The 16,900-nt window shown below is 70.7% G+C and carries 16 protein-coding genes; 6 read left to right on the forward strand and 10 right to left on the reverse strand.

The annotated features are described in order from the left end of the window. A partial coding sequence (locus AC07XP_RS29310; RefSeq protein ID WP_495266642.1) for a GntR family transcriptional regulator occupies positions 1-650 on the forward strand: 650 nt, incomplete at its 5' end. 79 nt (positions 651-729) lie between these two features. Beyond that, positions 730-1,656, forward strand: coding sequence for a fatty acid desaturase family protein (locus tag AC07XP_RS29315; protein ID WP_495266643.1), 927 nt, complete (start codon positions 730-732; stop codon positions 1,654-1,656). A 4-nt stretch (positions 1,657-1,660) separates the two neighbouring features. Here AC07XP_RS29315 and AC07XP_RS29320 read toward each other — a convergent pair whose 3' ends face one another. Next, positions 1,661-2,551, reverse strand: coding sequence for an EamA family transporter (locus AC07XP_RS29320; RefSeq protein ID WP_495266644.1), 891 nt, complete (start codon positions 2,549-2,551; stop codon positions 1,661-1,663). Between the two features lie 89 nt (positions 2,552-2,640). On the opposite strand from AC07XP_RS29320, the gene AC07XP_RS29325 reads away from it, so the two are divergent. After that, positions 2,641-3,528 carry a LysR family transcriptional regulator gene (locus AC07XP_RS29325; protein WP_495266645.1) on the forward strand — a complete coding sequence of 296 codons (888 nt, stop codon included), beginning with the start codon at positions 2,641-2,643 and terminating at the stop codon, positions 3,526-3,528. 12 nt (positions 3,529-3,540) lie between these two features. Here AC07XP_RS29325 and AC07XP_RS29330 read toward each other — a convergent pair whose 3' ends face one another. From AC07XP_RS29330 to AC07XP_RS29350, 5 genes are all read right to left on the reverse strand, one after another. Next, positions 3,541-3,864, reverse strand: coding sequence for a hypothetical protein (locus AC07XP_RS29330; RefSeq protein WP_492730168.1), 324 nt, complete (start codon positions 3,862-3,864; stop codon positions 3,541-3,543). 91 nt (positions 3,865-3,955) lie between these two features. After that, a complete protein-coding gene (locus tag AC07XP_RS29335) occupies positions 3,956-4,126 on the reverse strand; it encodes a hypothetical protein (RefSeq protein ID WP_167395080.1) in 171 nt (56 codons plus the stop codon). Positions 4,127-4,220: 94 nt separating this feature from the next. After that, positions 4,221-5,663 (reverse strand): ATP-dependent RNA helicase DbpA, encoded by a 1,443-nt coding sequence (gene dbpA / locus AC07XP_RS29340; RefSeq protein WP_495266646.1) that lies wholly within the window; start codon positions 5,661-5,663, stop codon positions 4,221-4,223. 124 nt (positions 5,664-5,787) lie between these two features. After that, the gene (gene infA / locus AC07XP_RS29345) at positions 5,788-6,057 is read right to left on the reverse strand and encodes a translation initiation factor IF-1 (RefSeq protein ID WP_062482563.1); all 270 of its coding nucleotides are present in this window, start codon (positions 6,055-6,057) and stop codon (positions 5,788-5,790) included. A 553-nt stretch (positions 6,058-6,610) separates the two neighbouring features. Then, positions 6,611-7,861: an MFS transporter gene (locus AC07XP_RS29350; RefSeq protein WP_495266647.1), complete on the reverse strand. Its 1,251-nt coding sequence runs from the start codon at positions 7,859-7,861 to the stop codon at positions 6,611-6,613. A gap of 87 nt (positions 7,862-7,948) precedes the next feature. Here AC07XP_RS29350 and pdxR point away from each other — a divergent pair, with 87 nt between their 5' ends. Further along, complete coding sequence (pdxR, locus tag AC07XP_RS29355) at positions 7,949-9,415, forward strand: MocR-like pyridoxine biosynthesis transcription factor PdxR (RefSeq protein WP_495266648.1); 1,467 nt, start codon at positions 7,949-7,951, stop codon at positions 9,413-9,415. A gap of 11 nt (positions 9,416-9,426) precedes the next feature. On the opposite strand, the gene AC07XP_RS29360 is transcribed toward pdxR, so the two are convergent. Continuing rightward, entirely contained in the window at positions 9,427-9,903 is a 477-nt protein-coding gene (locus AC07XP_RS29360) for an Lrp/AsnC family transcriptional regulator (protein WP_159274176.1), read from the reverse strand. Between the two features lie 120 nt (positions 9,904-10,023). On the opposite strand from AC07XP_RS29360, the gene AC07XP_RS29365 reads away from it, so the two are divergent. Beyond that, entirely contained in the window at positions 10,024-11,322 is a 1,299-nt protein-coding gene (locus tag AC07XP_RS29365) for an aspartate aminotransferase family protein (protein ID WP_495266649.1), read from the forward strand. A 177-nt stretch (positions 11,323-11,499) separates the two neighbouring features. Here the strand turns inward: AC07XP_RS29365 and AC07XP_RS29370 are convergent, their stop codons facing one another. After that, a complete protein-coding gene (locus tag AC07XP_RS29370; protein ID WP_495266650.1) occupies positions 11,500-12,552 on the reverse strand; it encodes a sugar phosphate isomerase/epimerase family protein in 1,053 nt (350 codons plus the stop codon). A 105-nt stretch (positions 12,553-12,657) separates the two neighbouring features. Here AC07XP_RS29370 and AC07XP_RS29375 point away from each other — a divergent pair, with 105 nt between their 5' ends. After that, positions 12,658-13,545 carry a gamma-glutamyl-gamma-aminobutyrate hydrolase family protein gene (locus AC07XP_RS29375; protein WP_062480404.1) on the forward strand — a complete coding sequence of 296 codons (888 nt, stop codon included), beginning with the start codon at positions 12,658-12,660 and terminating at the stop codon, positions 13,543-13,545. A 165-nt stretch (positions 13,546-13,710) separates the two neighbouring features. Here the strand turns inward: AC07XP_RS29375 and AC07XP_RS29380 are convergent, their stop codons facing one another. Together AC07XP_RS29380 and AC07XP_RS29385 are read right to left on the reverse strand one after the other, a co-directional pair. Then, positions 13,711-15,225, reverse strand: a complete 1,515-nt coding sequence (locus tag AC07XP_RS29380) for a class I adenylate-forming enzyme family protein (protein ID WP_495266651.1) — start codon at positions 15,223-15,225, stop codon at positions 13,711-13,713. A gap of 17 nt (positions 15,226-15,242) precedes the next feature. Beyond that, complete coding sequence (locus AC07XP_RS29385; protein WP_495266652.1) at positions 15,243-16,892, reverse strand: acyl-CoA dehydrogenase family protein; 1,650 nt, start codon at positions 16,890-16,892, stop codon at positions 15,243-15,245. Between the last annotated feature and the right edge of the window lie 8 nt (positions 16,893-16,900).

The raw sequence follows: 16,900 nt of genomic DNA on the forward strand, positions 1-16,900 counted from the left end.
CTCCCCGACCCCCGCCCAAGCGCCGCGCGGCCGATCTGGCCTACGACGCCATCGAGGCGCTGCTGTCCACCATGCAGCTGGAGCCCGGCAGCCAGATCGTCGAGGCCGAGCTGGCCGAGCGCACGGGCCTGGGCCGCACGCCGGTGCGCGAGGCGCTGATGCGCATGGTGTCGATCGGTCTCATCGTGCAGCAGCCGCGCCGCGGCCTGCTGGTGTCGACCATCGACCTGGCCGACCACCTCGACGTGATCCAGACCCGCCGCGTGCTCGAGCAGCTGATCGCGGCCTGCGCCGCGCGCCGCGCCACCGCGCCGCAGCGCCAGGCCATCGTGCGCTGCGCCGAGGCCATGGTCGAGGCCGCCGGCCGCGGCGACCTGAACGACTACATGCAGGCCGACCGCGCGCTCGACCTCGTCACCCATCACGCGAGCCACAACGACTCGGCGGTGAAGGCGGTGGTGCCGCTGATCGTGCAGTGCCGGCGCTTCTGGTACGCCTACCAGCACGAGGGCGAGATCGTCGAGGGCGCCAACGCGCACCTCGAACTGGCGCAGGGCATCGCCACCGGCGACGAGGCCGCGGCCATCGCGGGCGCCGAGCGGCTCATGGACTACCTCGAAGTCTTCGCCCGGAAAATCATCGACAAGTAGGCCGAAGGGCCTCGCCTGCCCCCGTCCACACCGGGGAACTACGCGTGATCTGCCGGCGCCTTCGCCGCATACTGGCCCGATGGCCGCTGCACCCCGCGCTCGACCCGACGACTTCTTCACCCCCGACGAGTGGCAATCGCTCACCGCGCGCTCGTCCTGGCGGGGTCTGTGGCTGGTGGTGCATTGCTGGGGCGTGATCGGCGCCGCGATGCTGGTGGGCATCGTGTGGCCGTGGACGATCCCGCTCATGGTGCCGATCGTCGGCACGCGCCAGCTGGGCCTGTTCATCCTCATGCACGACGCCGCGCACGCGGGGCTGCACCGCAACCGCAAGGTCAACGACTGGGTCGGCTACTGGCTGTGCTCGCCCACGCTGCGCGACTACCGGCCCTACCACCTGCAGCACCACCGCTTCGTGCAGCAGACCGAAGACCCCGACCTCGTGCTGTCGGCGCCCTTCCCGATCTCGCGCGACTCGATGTGGCGCAAGGTCGTGCGCGACCTCAGCGGCCAGACCTTCTACAAGCAGCGCTTCGGCCACATCGCCGATGCCCTGCGCCAGCGCGCGCCGGGCGAATCGGCGCTGCGCGTGTTCGGGCGCGAGCTCGCGAAGGACAGGCGCTTTCTCATCGGCAACGGCCTGGGCCTGCTGGCCTTCACGCTGGCCGGTGTCTGGTGGGCCTGGGTGCTGATGTGGCTGCTACCGATGGCGACCTGGCTGCCGCTCGTGAGCCGCGTGCGCAACATCGCCGAGCATGCGCTGGTGGCGCAGAACGAGGCCGACCCGCTGCGCCAGGCGCGCACCACGCACGCCGGCTGGCTCGAACGCATCTTCGTGGCGCCCTACTGGGTCAACTACCACTGCGAGCACCACATGTTCACCAACCTGCCCTGCTGGGCGCTGCCGAAGGCGCACCGCCTGCTGCAGCGCCAGGGCGCGACCGCGCGCATGGAAATACAGCCCGGCTACCTGCAGCTGCTGCGCCAGGCAGCGCCAGTGGCGTAAGCCTTCAGCGGCTGGGTGCGGGCTGCACCGCCGCCACCGGCTGCGCACCGCGCTGCGCCTGCTGGCTCAGCCAGATGCTCGCGATCACGATGCCGATGCCCGCCATCTGCCAGCCCGAGAGGCTCTGGCCCAGCAAGGCCCAGCCCAGGATCACGGCCGTCACCGGGCTCAGGAAGGCCAGCGGCGCGATCGCCGAGGGCTCCAGCCGCGCCACGCCACGGAACCACACGATGTAGGTCAGCGCGGCGCCGACCAGGCCGAGCCAGGCGAAGCCGACCCAGTTCATCGCCGTGAGCGCGGGCAGCGGCGGTTCCAGCCACAGCGCCACCGGCAGCAGCAGCAGGCCGCCGGCCGTCAGCTGCCAGGCCGTGAAGGTCAGCGCCGACACCGGCGGCTGCCAGCGGCGGCTCAGCACCGTGCCGAAGGCCATCGACACGGCCGCCGCGAGCGCCGCGGCGATGCCCAGCGCGTCGAGCGCGGCGTTCGGCGTGAGCACCAGCAGCGCCACCCCGCCCATGCCGATCACGGCCGCCGCCACCGACAGCGCGCGCACCGGCGCGCCCAGCAGCAGGCCGGCGAGGAACACCACGAACAGCGGCTGCACCGAAGTGATGGTGGCCGCCACGCCGCCCGGCAGCCGGTAGGCGGCCAGGAACAGCATCGCCCACAGCACCGAGAAGTTCAGCGCGCCCAGCAGCAGGATGCGCCCCCACCACGCCCGGGCCGGCAGCTGGCGCACGATGAGCATCAGCAGCAGGCCCGCCGGCAGCGCGCGCAGCAGCGCCACCGTCAGCGGGTAGTTCGCCGGCAGCAGCTCGGTGGTCACGATGTAGGTGCTGCCCCAGACCGCGGGTGCGATCGCGGTGAGCAGGAGGTCGGTGGTGCGGGAGGTCATGGCTCGAATCTAGGCCGTTGACCTGTGGTTGTGAATGCTCGAATAATGAATTGATTCTTTACTGACAGTCGTCAATCGAGCGCCGGCCTATGGACCATCTCACCGCCCTCAAGGTCTTTCGCACCACCGCCGCGGCGGGCAGCTTCGCCGGCGCCGCGCGGCAGCTGGGGCTGTCGGCCGCGGCCGTCAGCAAGAACATCGCCGAGCTGGAGGCGCACCTGAAGGTGCGGCTGATCAACCGCACCACGCGCAGCATGAGCCTCACCGAGGCCGGCGCGGCCTACGTGGAACGGCTCGCGCGCATCCTCGACGACCTGGACGAGGCCGACGCCGGGCTGGCGCCCGTGGGCGCGAGCCCGGGCGGCGTGCTGCGCGTGAGCGCGCCGCTGACCTTCGCGCTGACCTGCATCTCGCCGCACATCCCCGCCTTCATGGCGCGCCACCCCAACCTGCGGCTGGAGCTGAACCTGCAGGACACCCGCATCGACCTCATCGGCGAAGGCTACGACCTCGCGATCCGCGGCAGCGACCGGCTGGAAGATTCGAGCCTGGTCGCGCGCGAGCTCATGACCATGACCCACGTGCTGTGCGGTGCGCCCGGCTACTTCGCGGCCCACGGCCGGCCCGCCGCGCCGGAAGACCTGAAGGCCCACGAGTGCGTGCAGTTCACGCTGTCGGGCCACGCGAACAAATGGACCTTCCGCCGCGCCGGGCGCAGCGTGGCGGTGCCGATCGACGGGCGCTACAAGGTCAGCTCCAGCATCGCCGTGCGCGACGCGCTGCTCGCGGGCTTCGGCCTGAGCCTGGTGCCGCGCATCTATGTCGAGCAGGAGCTGGCAGCGGGCCGGCTCGAAGCCGTGCTCGCCGACTGGGAGGCCGACCGCACGCCGGTGTACGCCGTGTACCCGTCGCGCCACCTGGCGGCGAAGACGCGGGCCTTTGTCGACTTCCTGCTGGAGCGGTTCGCAGCGCGGTGAGGCGCGCGGGGGCTAGTCGCCCGCCGGTTCGGCGATCTCGGGCGCTTCCCACCCCAGCAGCTCGGCCAGCCGCTGCACGATCCAGCCGGCCTCGGGCACCGACACGCCCGATTCCGGCGTCACCAGCCCCGCGTGGATGCGCCGCAGGATCTCGCTTTCGACCGGCACCTCGGTGTGGTGCTGGATCTGCGCATGGCCCACGAGGTGGCCGGCGAGGTCTTCGCAGATCTCGTAGCGCGCGCGCACCACGTCGATCGGCTCGCTCAGGCGCTGACGCGTGTCGCTGTAGACCGCGAAGAACGAGGGCGGGATGTAGATCTGGTTGTCGTCGGACATGGCGGCGCGTGATGCAGGGCAGGCCCCAATGACAAAACGCGCCCGGGGGCGCGTTCGTCGTGGCTCCGAAGAAAGAGCCGCGGGGGCTGGATCAGCCGCCCTTGCTCGGGCGCTTGCCCGGGTTCTTCTTGCTGCGCGTGGCGGTGCCGCGCTCGAGGCTGATCTTCTGGCCGCCACCGTTGCGCGGCACGGTGTAGCCGGGCATGGGCGTCGGCTTCGGGCTGGCAAGACGGTCGGCTTCGGTACGGATTTTCTTGGGCATGGAAAGCTCGGATAAAAAAGATGGTCGACCCCCGATTAGGCCACATCGGCAGATTTCGTCTGCCAAGCGCCCAAACAGGAGCATGGGAGGGATGTCAGGTCGACTGCGGTGTCAGCAGGCGCACCTTGACGCTCTTGCCCTTCACGCGGCCGTTGCTGAGCTTGCGGGCGGCTTCTTCGGCAATGCCGCGGTCCACCGCGACATAGGTCGAGAACTCGTTGACGTTGATCTTGCCGACCTGGTCCTTGGTGTAGCCGCAGTCGCCGGTCAGCGCGCCCAGCACGTCGCCGGCGCGGATCTTTTCCTTGCGCCCGCCCACGATCTGCAGCGTGGCCATGGGCGGCGTGAGCGGTGCGCCCTTGGCGGGCGTGAGCTCGGCGAGCGGGTGCCATTCGGACTCGCGGCCCTGCAGCTGTTCGATCTTCCCGACGAAGCCCATCTCGTTCATGCTGGCCAGGTTCAGCGCCAGGCCTTCCGAGCCGCCCTGCTGGCCCACGCGGCCGGTGCGGCCCACGCGGTGGATGTGGATTTCGGAGTCGGGCGTCACGTCGACGTTGATCACGGCTTCGAGCTGCGCGATGTCCAGCCCGCGCGCCGCCACGTCGGTGGCCACCAGCACCGAGCAGCTGCGGTTGGCGAACTGCACCAGCACCTGGTCGCGCTCGCGCTGCTCCAGCTCGCCGAACAGCGCCATCGCGCTGAAGCCCTGCGCCTGCAGCACGTCGACGAGGTCGCGGCACTGCTGCTTGGTGTTGCAGAAGGCCAGCGTGCTCACGGGACGGAAATGGTCGAGCAGCAGGCTCACGGCGTGCAGCCGCTCGCTGTCCTTCACCTGGTACCAGCGCTGGCGGATCTTGCTGCCTTCATGCTGGGCTTGCACCGTGATCTGCTCGGGGTTCTTCATGAACTGCTGCGCGAGCTTGGCGATGCCTTCGGGGTAGGTGGCCGAGAACAGCAGCGTCTGGCGTTCCTTCGGGCACTGGCGCGCCACCTTCACGATGTCGTCGAAGAAGCCCATGTCGAGCATGCGGTCGGCCTCGTCGAGCACCAGCGTGTTGAGCGCCGAGAGGTCGAGGTTCTCGCGCTCCATGTGGTCCATGATGCGGCCCGGCGTGCCCACCACGATGTGCGCGCCGTGCTCCAGGCTGGCGATCTGCCCGCGCAGCGCGACGCCGCCGCACAGCGTGACGACCTTGATGTTTTCTTCGGCGCGCGCCAGGCGGCGGATCTCGGTCGTGACCTGGTCGGCCAGCTCGCGCGTGGGGCACAGCACCATCGCCTGGATGGCGAAGCGGCGCGGGTTCAGGTTGGACAGCAGCGCCAGTGCGAAGGCGGCGGTCTTGCCGCTGCCGGTCTTGGCCTGGGCGATCAGGTCCTTGCCGAGCAAGGCGGGCGGCAGCGCGGCGGCCTGGATGGCCGTCATCTGCGTGTAGCCGAGCTGGGTGAGATTGGCCAGCATCTGGGGCGACAGCGCCAGCGTGGCAAAGCCGTGGGGTTCGGCCTGGAGGCCGCCGGCTGGGGAGGTGGTGGAGTTCATCGTTCGGCAGCCGGAGACAGACAGACAGGAAAACGCAAAGGGAAAAAAGTGACGGCCCGGAAAAGACAAAGGCCTTGCAGGGCCCCCTCCGGGAGGGCGCTCTGCAAGGCCGGCCGGGCGTCGCTCAGCGGCGGGGCGTGTTGTTGCCCGAGTTGGTCGGCGGGGGGCCGCGGCGTTCCAGGTGACGGAACGTGATGCGGCCCTTGGTCAGGTCGTAGGGCGACAGCTCGAGCGAGACCTTGTCGCCGGCCAGGATGCGGATGTGGTGCTTGCGCATCTTGCCGCCGCTGTAGGCGATCAGCTGGTGGCCGTTGTCGAGCGTGACGCGGTAGCGCGAGTCGGGCAGGACTTCGGTCACTGCGCCGTTCATTTCGATCAGTTCTTCCTTGGGCATGTGTGATTACCTCTGAATCGTTCGATGTGTGTTGGAGATGAAGATGGGCGTGTTGGTTTCAGTCGGCCGGCGGGTCAGCCGGCGTCCAGGAATCTGTCGTTGCGGTGCGGGAAGCAGAAACCTGCCCACCGCGATGCTGTTGCGAAAGTGTCCATGAAGCCTGGGGCGCTGCGTGCCGGTGCGGGGCGCGCAATGCCGAAAAATTAGTGAGAACGGACGCGCCGCACGCGCGATTCGCTTCAACAGGAACGAAGGCAGTGGTGGCATTCATGGGCGCCCGGTCTGGCGCTCCAACACACTGTGAAAGCCGGCGTGGCCCGAGGGCTGGAAACGAGAAGCCTGATGAATCCTGGAACCCGGATTCAGATGGCAACGCAGATCGGCCGGCGGGGGTGACGAAATTCTTCGTCGTGGTATCGAAACGAACCCGACATTATAGCTTGCAGGGCATGACAGTTGCTTGTCTTAAAAACAACGTCCGCATGAAAAAGGCCCCGAAGGGCCATCCATCCTGTAAAGGTAGCTATTAAAAATATAGCAACCCGCCGCAGGGTCAGGCGCAGGCCGGTGCCGATGACGCCACAGGCGCGGCCGACCGGGCCCGCCGCGCCGCGCGCCACAGCAGCACCAGCCCCGCCAGCTGGGCGGCGGCGCCCACCCAGCCCACCGCGCTCACGCCGAACCACGCGATCGTCGCGCCGCCCAACCCCGAGCCCGCCGCGATGCCCAGGTAGACCGCCGAGGCGTTGAGCGACAGCGTCATCGGTGCGCGATCGGGCGCCAGCCGGATCAGCCGCACCGCCTGCGCCGGGCCGAAGCCCCAGCCGGCGAAGCCCCACAGCGCCGACAGGCCCACGATCAGCGGTAGCGCCAGCCCGCGCGGCAGCATCTGCGCGGCGAACGAGAGCCCGCCCATGATCACCACCAGCGCCAGCGCGAAGCCGCGCGCCATGCGGTCGGCGCCGAAACGGTCGGTGGCCCAGCCGCCGGTCGCGGTGCCCAGCGCGGCGGCCACGCCGATCGCGAAGAACACCGCGCCCACGCCCTCGGCCCCGAAGCCCAGCGTGTGGCCGAGGAACAGCGCGATGTAGGTGTAGAAGCTGAAGCCGCCCGTGGCCCACAGCACCGTGGCCAGCAGCGCCGGCGCCACGCCGGGCTCGCGCGCCACGGCGAAGGCCGAGGTGCGCGGGGCCGCGTCAGTGGGGGCCTGCGTCAGCGTGCGCGGCAGCCCCACGAACAGGCCCCAGGTGGCCAGCGCCGCCACCGCGGCGATCAGCAGGTAGGCCGTGCGCCAGCCGCCCCAGCCCGCGATCCAGGCACCCAGCGGCACGCCGAGCGCCACCGCCACGGTGCCGCCGCCGGTCACGATGGCCAGCGCCCGGCCGCGCAGCGCGGGGGACACCATCGCCGCCGCCACCGCGCTGGCCGTCGGCAGGAACACGCCCGCCACCAGCCCGAGCGCGACGCGCGCCAGGGCCAGCTGCGCGATGCCGTGCGCCATCGAGGCCGCCGCCGTGAGGCCCGCGAACGTCGCCAGGCTGGCGATGAGCAGCGGGCGGCGCCCGAAGCGCGCGAGCAGCGCGGCCATCAGCGGCGAGCCGATCGCATAGCTCAGCGCGAACAGCAGCACCAGCTGGCCGGCCCGCGCGGCGCTGACCTGCAGGTCGGCCGCCAGCACCGGCAGCAGGCCGGCGACCATGAAGCTTTCGGTGCCGATGGCGAAGGCGCCCAGCGCGAGCCAGGCCAGGCCCAGGGGCAGGCGTTCGGCCGGCGGTTGCTGCGGGGTTTCAGGAGCGGTGTGCATGGTGAAGGACTCCATGGGCGGGTGTTCCAAGACCTTCAGAATAGGATTGCAGGCGGCTCTTCAAAAGAACCACAATCGGCAAAGATCATGGAGCCACTTTTCGAGCTTGCCCTGCGCCTGCCGGCCGCCGGTTCGCGCGACCTGCTGCGCGCGCTGCACCGCCAGCTGCGCGACGCCATCCTCGACGGCCGGCTGCAGCCCGGCGCCCGCCTGCCCGCCACGCGCGCGCTGGCGCAGCGGCTGGGCGTGTCGCGCAACACCGTGCTGGCGGCCTACGACCTGCTGCTGAGCGAGGGCTACCTGCTGGCGCGCCCGGGCTCCGGCACCTACGTGGCCGACACGCTGCCCGCATTGCGGCGCGGCCGGGCCGCGCCCAAGGAGGCGGGCGTCGCGCCCCGGCGCGATCCGCGGCTGGTGCCGCTGAACGTGCCCGGCGCCGACCTCGCCCCCACGCTGCAGCCGCGGGCCGCGCGCGACGACTTCCGCGTCGGCCTGCCCGATGTCGGCGCCTTTCCGTTCGACATCTGGCGCCGCCTGTCCGACCGCGCGCTGCGCCGCGTGGCGCGCCAGACCGCCGACTACGCCGACCCGCAGGGCCAGGGCGCCCTGCGCGAGGCCATTGCGGCGCACGTGTCGTTCACGCGCGCGGTCGGCTGCACGGCCGACGACATCGTGGTCACGGCCGGCGCGCAGCAGGCCTTCGGGCTGCTCGCGCGCATCCTGGTGGTGCCGGGGCGCACGGTGGTGGCGGTCGAGCAGCTGTTCTATCCCTCGCTGCGCGAGGCCATGCTGGCCGCTGGCGCGAAGGTGGTCACGGTGCCGACCGACGACGAGGGCCTGTGCGTGGACCGCATCCCGCCCGAGGCGCGCGTGGTCTGCGTCACGCCCTCGCACCAGTTCCCCACCGGCGTGGCGATGTCGCCGCCGCGCCGGGCCGCCCTGCTCGCCTTTGCGCGGGCGCGCAACGCCGTGCTCATCGAGGACGACTACGACAGCGAGTTCCGCTTTGCCGGCCGCCCGCTCGACGCGCTGCAGACGCTCGACCGCGCCGGCTCGGTGTTCTACGTCGGCACCTTTTCCAAGAGCCTGTTCCCCGCGCTGCGCCTGGGCTTCGTGGTGGCGCCGCCCTGGGCCCGCGCGGCGCTGGTGCGGGCGCGCGAGCTGGCCGACTGGCACGGCCCGGTGCTCGGGCAGGAGGCGCTCGCGGCCTTCATTGCCGAGGGGCACCTGGCGCGCCACATCCGCCGCATGCGCAAGCTGTACGGCGCACGGCGCAGCGCCCTGCTCGACGCGCTGGCGCGCCACGGCGCGGGCCGGCTGGAGGCGATCCCGTCCGATGCCGGCCTGCACCTGTCGGCCTGGCTGCACGGCGGCGCGCGCGACCATGTGGTGGTCGAGCGCGCCGCGGCGGCCGGCATCACCTTGCCGCCGCTGTCGCGCTTCGCGCCCGATCCGCAGGCGCCCGACGCACCCAACGGGCTGGCCTTCGGCTTCGGCCTGATCGCCGAGTCGCAGATCGACGGCGCCATCCGGCGGCTGGTGCGCCTGCTGTAGCGGCGGCGCCCTCAGGCGCTGTCCAGCGGCAACCGCGTCGTGAACTTGGTGGTCGACAGCACGATGTCGCTCGAGTAGTTCTCCAGCTCCAGCGCGTCGCCCAGCTGCTCCTGCGCGAAGGCCTGGTAGTCGGGCAGCGAGCGCGCGCAGATCACCAGCACGAAGTCGGTCTCGCCGGCCACGCAGTGGCATTGCAGCACCTGCGGCAGCGCATGCACCTTGCGCTCGAAGGCCCCGATCGCCTCGCGCGTGGTGCTGCGCAGCGACACGCGCGAGATCACCAGCACCGGAAAGCCCACGCGCGCGGCATCGAGGATCGCCACCTCCTCGCGGATCACGCCCGCGCGCCGCAGCCGTTGCACGCGCTTGAGGCAGGCCGAGGGCGAGAGGTTCACGCGCTCGGCCAGCGTCTGGTTCTGCAGGCCCGCGTCGGCCTGCAGTTCGGCCAGGATGCACTGGTCGATGCGATCGAGGGTGCCGGTTTTCATGGTGCCGCCAGTGTGGCGCAAGGTGCGCGCAATCGGCTTCGTTTTCGGGCCCGCACAACGACACCGGATTTCGCGGCCGATGGCTACGCTGGGGCTCCCCCGACGAACAAGGAGCATCCGATGGCCGAAGGCGCAACCTACGACCCCGTGGTCAGCAAGCACCTGGTGCGCTACGGCATGGGGCTGAGCCCGCATGTCATCGTCAAGGCGCGCGGCGCCACGCTGTGGGACGCGAACGGGCGTGAGATCCTCGACTTCACCTCGGGCCAGATGTGCGCCACCATCGGCCACAACCACCCGCGCATCGTCGCGGCCATCGAGAAGGCCTGCGAAGGCGCGCTGCACCTGTACAGCGGTTTCGTCGGGCCGGCCGTGCCGGCGCTGGCCGGGCGGCTGGCGGCGATGCTGCCGCCGTCGCTGTCGAAATCGCTGTTTTTGTCCACCGGCGGCGAGGCCAACGAGGCCGCCGCGCGCATGGCCCGCGTGACCACCGGCCGCTACGAGATCGTGGGCCTGAACGGCGGCTGGCACGGCGTGAACGGCGGCATGGCCGCACTCACCTTCGCGGGCCGGCACCACGTCGACTACGGGCCGCGCAAGCCCGGCACCATGTCGATCCCCGCGCCGAACTGCTACCGCTGCCCCATCCGCCATTGCCGCGACGCCTGCGACACCACCTGCCTCGATGTCGGCTTCGACATGGTCGACGCGCAGTCCAGCGGCTCGCTCGCGGCCTTCATTGCCGAGCCGGTGCTGAGCTCGGGCGGCGTGATCGTGCCGCCCGCCGGCTACTTTCCGAAGCTGCAGGCCAAGTGCCGCGAGCGCGGCATGCTGCTCATCCTGGACGAAGCGCAGACCGCCTTCGGCCGCCTGGGCAGCAACTTCGCGTTCGAGCAAATGGGCGTGGTGCCCGACTTCCTCACCGTCTCGAAGACGCTGGGCGGCGGCCTGGCGATCGGCGCCACGGTCACCAGCGAGGCCATCGAACAGGACTGCCACGACAAAGGTTTCGTGCACGTCACCTCGCACGTGTCCGACCCGCTGCCGGCCGAGGTCGGGCTGGCGGTGCTCGACGTGCTCGAGGAAGAAGGGCTCAACCAGCGCGCCGCCGCCATGGGCGAACGGCTGAGCCGGGGCCTGGCCACGCTGAAGGCGCGGCACGAGGTGATCGGCGACGTGCGCGGCCACGGCCTGCTGCAGGGCGTGGAGCTGGTGAAGGACCGCGAGACCCGCGAACCCGACGCCGAGCGCGGCCGGGCCATCACCGACGCCTGCATGGCGCGCGGCCTGAGCATGAACATCGTGGCCGTCGGCGGCATGGCGGCCGTGTGGCGCATCGCGCCGCCGCTGAACGTGAAGCCGGAAGAAATCGACCGCGGCCTGGAAATACTCGACGACGCGATCCGTTCGACGAGGTAGGGCCTGTTCACCCTATTTCCGGGGTCGCGTTGGCAAGCCAACCCTTCGGGAAGGTCCGCCAGCGCGGGCCACTCGGCGTTGCGCTCCTTGCGCGTGCGCATGCACGCGCGGCGTCACGCGCCTTGATTGGCCCGCGCTGGCAGACCTTCGCGACCCCGGAAATAGGGTGAACAGGCCCTAGATCCCGAGCATCCGCCGGTTCGCCGCCACGTCCGCCCCACCGGCCGCGAAGTCGTCGAAGGCGCGGTCGGCCACGCGGATGATGTGGTCGCGAATGAACGTGGCGCCTTCGCGCGCGCCGTCTTCCGGGTGCTTGATGCAGCACTCCCATTCGAGCACCGCCCAGCCCGGGAAGTCGTACTGCGCCATCTTCGAGAAGATGGCCTTGAAGTCGACCTGCCCGTCGCCCAGCGAGCGGAAGCGGCCCGCCCGGTTGATCCAGCTCTGGAAGCCGCCGTACACGCCCTGCTTGCCGTTCGGGTTGAACTCGGCGTCCTTCACGTGGAAGAGCTTGATGCGCTCGTGGTAGTGGTCGATGTAGGCCAGGTAGTCGAGCTGCTGCAGCACGAAGTGGCTCGGGTCGTAGAGCAGGCAGGCGCGCGGGTGGTTGTTCACGCGCTCCAGAAACATCTCGTAGCTCACGCCGTCGTGCAGGTCTTCGCCGGGGTGGATCTCGTAGCCCACGTCGACGCCCACGGCGTCGAAGGCATCGAGGATCGGGCGCCAGCGGCGCGCCAGTTCGTCGAAGGCCTCCTCGATGAGGCCGGCCGGACGCGGCGGCCACGAATACAGGTACGGCCAGGCCAGCGCGCCCGAGAAGGTCGCGTGCGCCGTGAGCCCGAGGTTCGCCGAGGCCTTGGCCGCGTGGTGCAGCTGCTGCACCGCCCACTGCTGGCGCGCGACGGGGTTGCCGCGCACCTCGGGCGCCGCAAAGCCGTCGAAGCCCGCGTCGTAGGCCGGGTGCACCGCGACCAGCTGGCCCTGCAGGTGGGTCGAGAGCTCGGTGATCTCCAGGCCGTGGCCTGCCAACGTGCCCTTGATCTCGTCGCAGTAGGTCTTGCTCTCGGCGGCGCGCTTGAGGTCGATGAGGCGCGTGTCCCAGCTGGGGATCTGCACGCCCTTGTAGCCGAGGCCCGCGGCCCATCCGGCGATGGCGTCGAGCGAATGGAACGGGGCCGTGTCGCCCGCGAACTGGGCCAGGAAAATGCCCGGCCCCTTGATCGTCTTCATGCGTGTCTCCTGATGCGCCGCACAGCATACTTCGGGGGTTCGGCTGACACACGACCGAAGTTCGATGGGCGCACAATGAACTTTGTCCACAGGGAACCCATCGACATGTCTCAGCCTGTCGCCGCCCGGCTCAAGATCGGCTTGTCCGCCTGCTTCTCGCACGCCGACCCGGCCCGCTCGCTTTTCACGAACAAGACGCTGCAGTACGTCGAACAATCGATCGCCCACTGGCTCATGTCGGCCGGCGCGATGGTGGTGATGGTGCCCTGCCCCACCGGCGAGACGGCGCGCGGCGACACCAAGCTGTCGCACTACGCCGAGTGGCTCGACGGCGTGGTGATGCACGGCGGCGCCGACGTCTGGCCCGGCAGCTACGGCGAGGAGCCCCTGAAAGACGCCTGGATCGGCGACCAGATCCGCGACCTGTACGACCTCGCGCTGGTCGAGGCCTTCGAGCAGGCCGGCAAGCCGATCTTCGGCGTGTGCCGGGGCCTGCAGCTGATCAACGTGGCCTTCGGCGGCACGCTCTACCAGGACATCGAGGAGCAGCACGGCCACCCCGAGACGGTGCGCCACCGCGACCCGGTGACCTACGACCAGAACTTCCACCAGATCGAGATCGTCGAAGGCACGCGCCTGGCGAAGCTGTACCCCGAGGTGCGCACGGCGCGCGTCAACAGCATCCACCACCAGGGCATCAAGGGGCTCGCGCCCGGCTTCGAGATCGAGGCCTGGAGCCTGCCCGACCGCGTGCCCGAGGCGATCCGCCGCCGGCCTGAAAAGGGGCGCGGCTACATCGCGGCGACCCAGTGGCACCCCGAGTTCCACAAGTACGGCAGCACCGAGACCGTGGACGACACGCCGATCCTGCACGACTTCCTGTGGGCCTGCGCCACCGCCCGCGTGGCGCCGCGCACCAGCATGCGCGAGATGCAGGGGCGCATTCGCAACCGCGCGGCGCGGTTGCTGCGGCAGGCGCTGCTGCGGCGCTGAGTGTTGCTGTTCGGGGCGCGTGCACAGGCCACCGGGTACTTCCCTCCGCGAATGTCCCCCGGCCTTCGGCCTCCTCCTTGATTTCGCTGCGGGAAGCACCCGGTGTCCTGCGCACGCTGAGCGCTGTCGTTGTGCCGGTCGATCAACGACTGCACTGCCCAACGCTCACGCCGCGTCGCGCAACAGGTGCTTCAGCAGCTTGCCCGTCGCCGTGCGCGGCAGGCTCTCGCGCACTTCGAAGATGCGCGGGATCTTGTAGCGCGCCAGCCGGTCCTCGAGAAATCGCACCAGCTCGCGCGCCTCGAGCGCGCGTCCGCCGCGCGCCACCAGCACCGCCGTCACGGTCTCGCCCCACTCGGGGTGCGGGCGGCCGATGACGGCCACGTCCTGCACGTCGGGGTGGGCGCCCAGCGCGTCCTCCACTTCCTTCGAATAGACGTTCTCGCCGCCCGTGATGATCATGTCGCGCAGCCGGTCGACGATGAACAGGAAGCCGTCTTCGTCCACCCGCGCGAGGTCGCCCGTGCGGTACCAGCCTTGCGCGTCGAAGGCCTCGGCGCTCGCCTGCGGGTTGTCGAGGTAGCCCTGCATCACGGCCGGCGAACGCAGGTGGATCTCGCCGACCTCGCCCGCGCCGCAGCGCCGGCCGTCGGGGTGGCGCACCTCGATCGCCACGCCGGGCACGCCCGCGCGGCCGATCGAGCCGGCCTTGGCGATCGCGTCTTCCGGGTAGAGCACCGTGCCCAGCGGGCCCGATTCGGTCATGCCGTAGACCTGCACGAAGCGGTCGCTGCGGTAGCTGTCGGCCAGCTTGCGCGCCATGTCGGCGCCGAGCGGGCCGCCGCCGTAGGCCCACAGGCGCATCGCGCTGAAGTCGTAGCGCGCCACATCGGGCACCACCGACAGCGGCGCCAGGAAGGCGATGGGCGCGCCGAAGGTGAAGGTGATGCGCTCCTCGGCCAGCGTGTCGAGAAAGGCCTTGGGCGCGTACTCGCGCAGCAGCACCACGGTGCCGCCCATCAGCAGCGTGCCCAGCAGCCAGTTGTTGAGCGGCGACGAATGCCACACCGGCATCGCGACCAGCGTGCGCTCGTTGCGCGACAGCGACATGCCCGCCGCCGTGCACACCGCCGCCATGAACACGTTGCGGTGGCTGTGCAGGCAGCCCTTGGGCTTGCCCGTGGTGCCCGAGGTGTAGAGCACCTGGGCCAGCGTGTCGGTGCCGGGCGCCGGGGCGTCGTCGCCGATCGGCGCGGCCTGCGCCATCAGCGCGTCGAACATCGGCAGGCCGTCGGCGGCGCTGTCGGTCGCGAGCCAGTCGCAGCGGTGCGCGATGCGCGCGGCGACCTGCGTGGCGAGCGAGCCGTCGGCCACGCACAGGCGCACGCCGGCATGGGCCAGCACGTAGTCGATCTCCGGCGCCTGCAGCTTGTGGTTGACCGGCACCACGGCCGCGCCGAGGCGCCAGGCGCCGAACATCGCGGCGACGAAGCCGACCGTGTTGAAGCACAGCAGCGCGACCTTGTCGCCAGGGCCCACGCCCTGGTCGCGCAGCACGGTGGCGGCGCGGCGCGAGAGCTCGGCGAATTCGGCGTAGGTCCAGGCGCGGCCTGCGGCGCTCAGGCATTCGTGGTCAGGCTGGGTGCGGGCGTGCTGGTCGAGCAGGGAAACGAAATCCATCCGTGTCGGCTCCGTGCTCAGTGCCAGGCGGCGCGCACCAGCGCGCCGGGGTCGCTGGTGCCGGCGCTGATGCCGGTCACGGGGCCCCAGTCGGGATCGAAGCGGCTGGACACGAACGCGGCCGAGGCCGCCGGGCTCGCGTGCTGCAGCATCAGGCCGGCCTGCGCCGCGCGCACCAGCCGCTGCGTGAAGCGGCGCGCCTGGCGTTCCAGGTCTTGCGGCGCCAGCTGCACCATCTGGCGCAGGGCCTGCACCTCGGTCTGCAGGCGCGCTTCGCCGGCGGTCACTTCCTGCAGGTGGTCGAGCACGAGGTGCGCGTCGTCCGGGTTGCGCGACACGGCGCGCAGCACATCGAGGCACATCACGTTGCCCGAGCCTTCCCAGATCGAGTTGACTGGCGCCTCGCGGAACAGGCGGCCCATCGGGCCGTCTTCCACATAGCCGTTGCCGCCGAACACCTCCATCGCCTCGCCGGTGAGCGCCACCGCGCGCTTGCAGTTCCAGAACTTGGCGGCGGGCGTGAGCAGGCGGCGCCAGGCGGTGTCCAGCGGCGCGGGCGAGCCGAAGCGCGAGGCCAGCTCCATCGCCAGCAGCGTGGCGCTTTCGGTTTCCAGGGCCATGTCGGCCAGCAGCTCGGTCATCACCGGCTGGTCGACCAGCGCCTTGCCGAAGGCGAAGCGGTTGCGCGTGTAGTGCAGCGCCTGCGCGAAGCCCTGGCGCATGAAGCCGGCGCTGGCGAGCGCGCAGTCCAGCCGCGTCACGGTGGCCATCTCGATGATGGTCGGGATGCCGCGGCCCTCGTCGCCCACGAGCACGCCCCAGGCCTCCTTGAACTCGACCTCGCTGCTGGAGTTGGAGCGGTTGCCGACCTTGTCCTTCAGGCGCTGGATGTGGATCGCGTTCTTGGTTCCGTCGGGCCGCCAGCGCGGCACGAAGAAGCACGAGGAGCCGTGCTCGTCGGTCTTGGCCAGCACCAGGTGGCCGTCGCACATCGGCGCCGAGAAGAACCACTTGTGGCCGGTGATGAGGAACTCTTCGCCCCACGGGCCACTTGCCATGCTCCCCGCGGGCACCGCGCGCGTGGTGTTGGTGCGCACGTCGCTGCCGCCCTGCTTCTCGGTCATGCCCATGCCGACGGTCATCGAGGTCTTGCCTTCGAGCGGGATGTCGCGTGGGTCGTGCACGTGGGCGGCGAGCTTGTCGCGCAGGTCGGCGTACAGCGCGGCGTTGCGGCGCATCACGGGGATGCAGGCCTTGGTCATGGTGGTCGGGCAGGTGGAGCCCGACTCGATCTGGCTGTGCATGTACAGCGAAGCGCCGTAGCCCACCCAGGCCGAGGGCCGCTCGTCGAAGAACGGCAGGTTGGCGATGCCGTTGCGCCGCGCGATCGACATCATGGTGTGCCACGCGGGATGGAACTGCACGCTGTCGATGCGCGTGCCGGTGCGCGAGTGGGTGTGCAGTTCGGGCTCGTGGCGGTTGGCGTCCTCGGCGGCGCGCAGCGTGGCCTCGGCGCCGTACTCGGCGCCCTGGCGCACCAGCTCGTCGTCGCGCCAGGCGGCGCCGCCGCGCCCCACCGCGCCGCGCAGCGCGGGGTCGCTGGTGTAGACGTTGTAGTCCTTGAGCTCGGGGACCTGGTTGTCAGGATGGATGCCGGTGGTGGTCATGGCGTTGT

This window comes from Variovorax sp. GW531-E2, assembly GCF_059423125.1.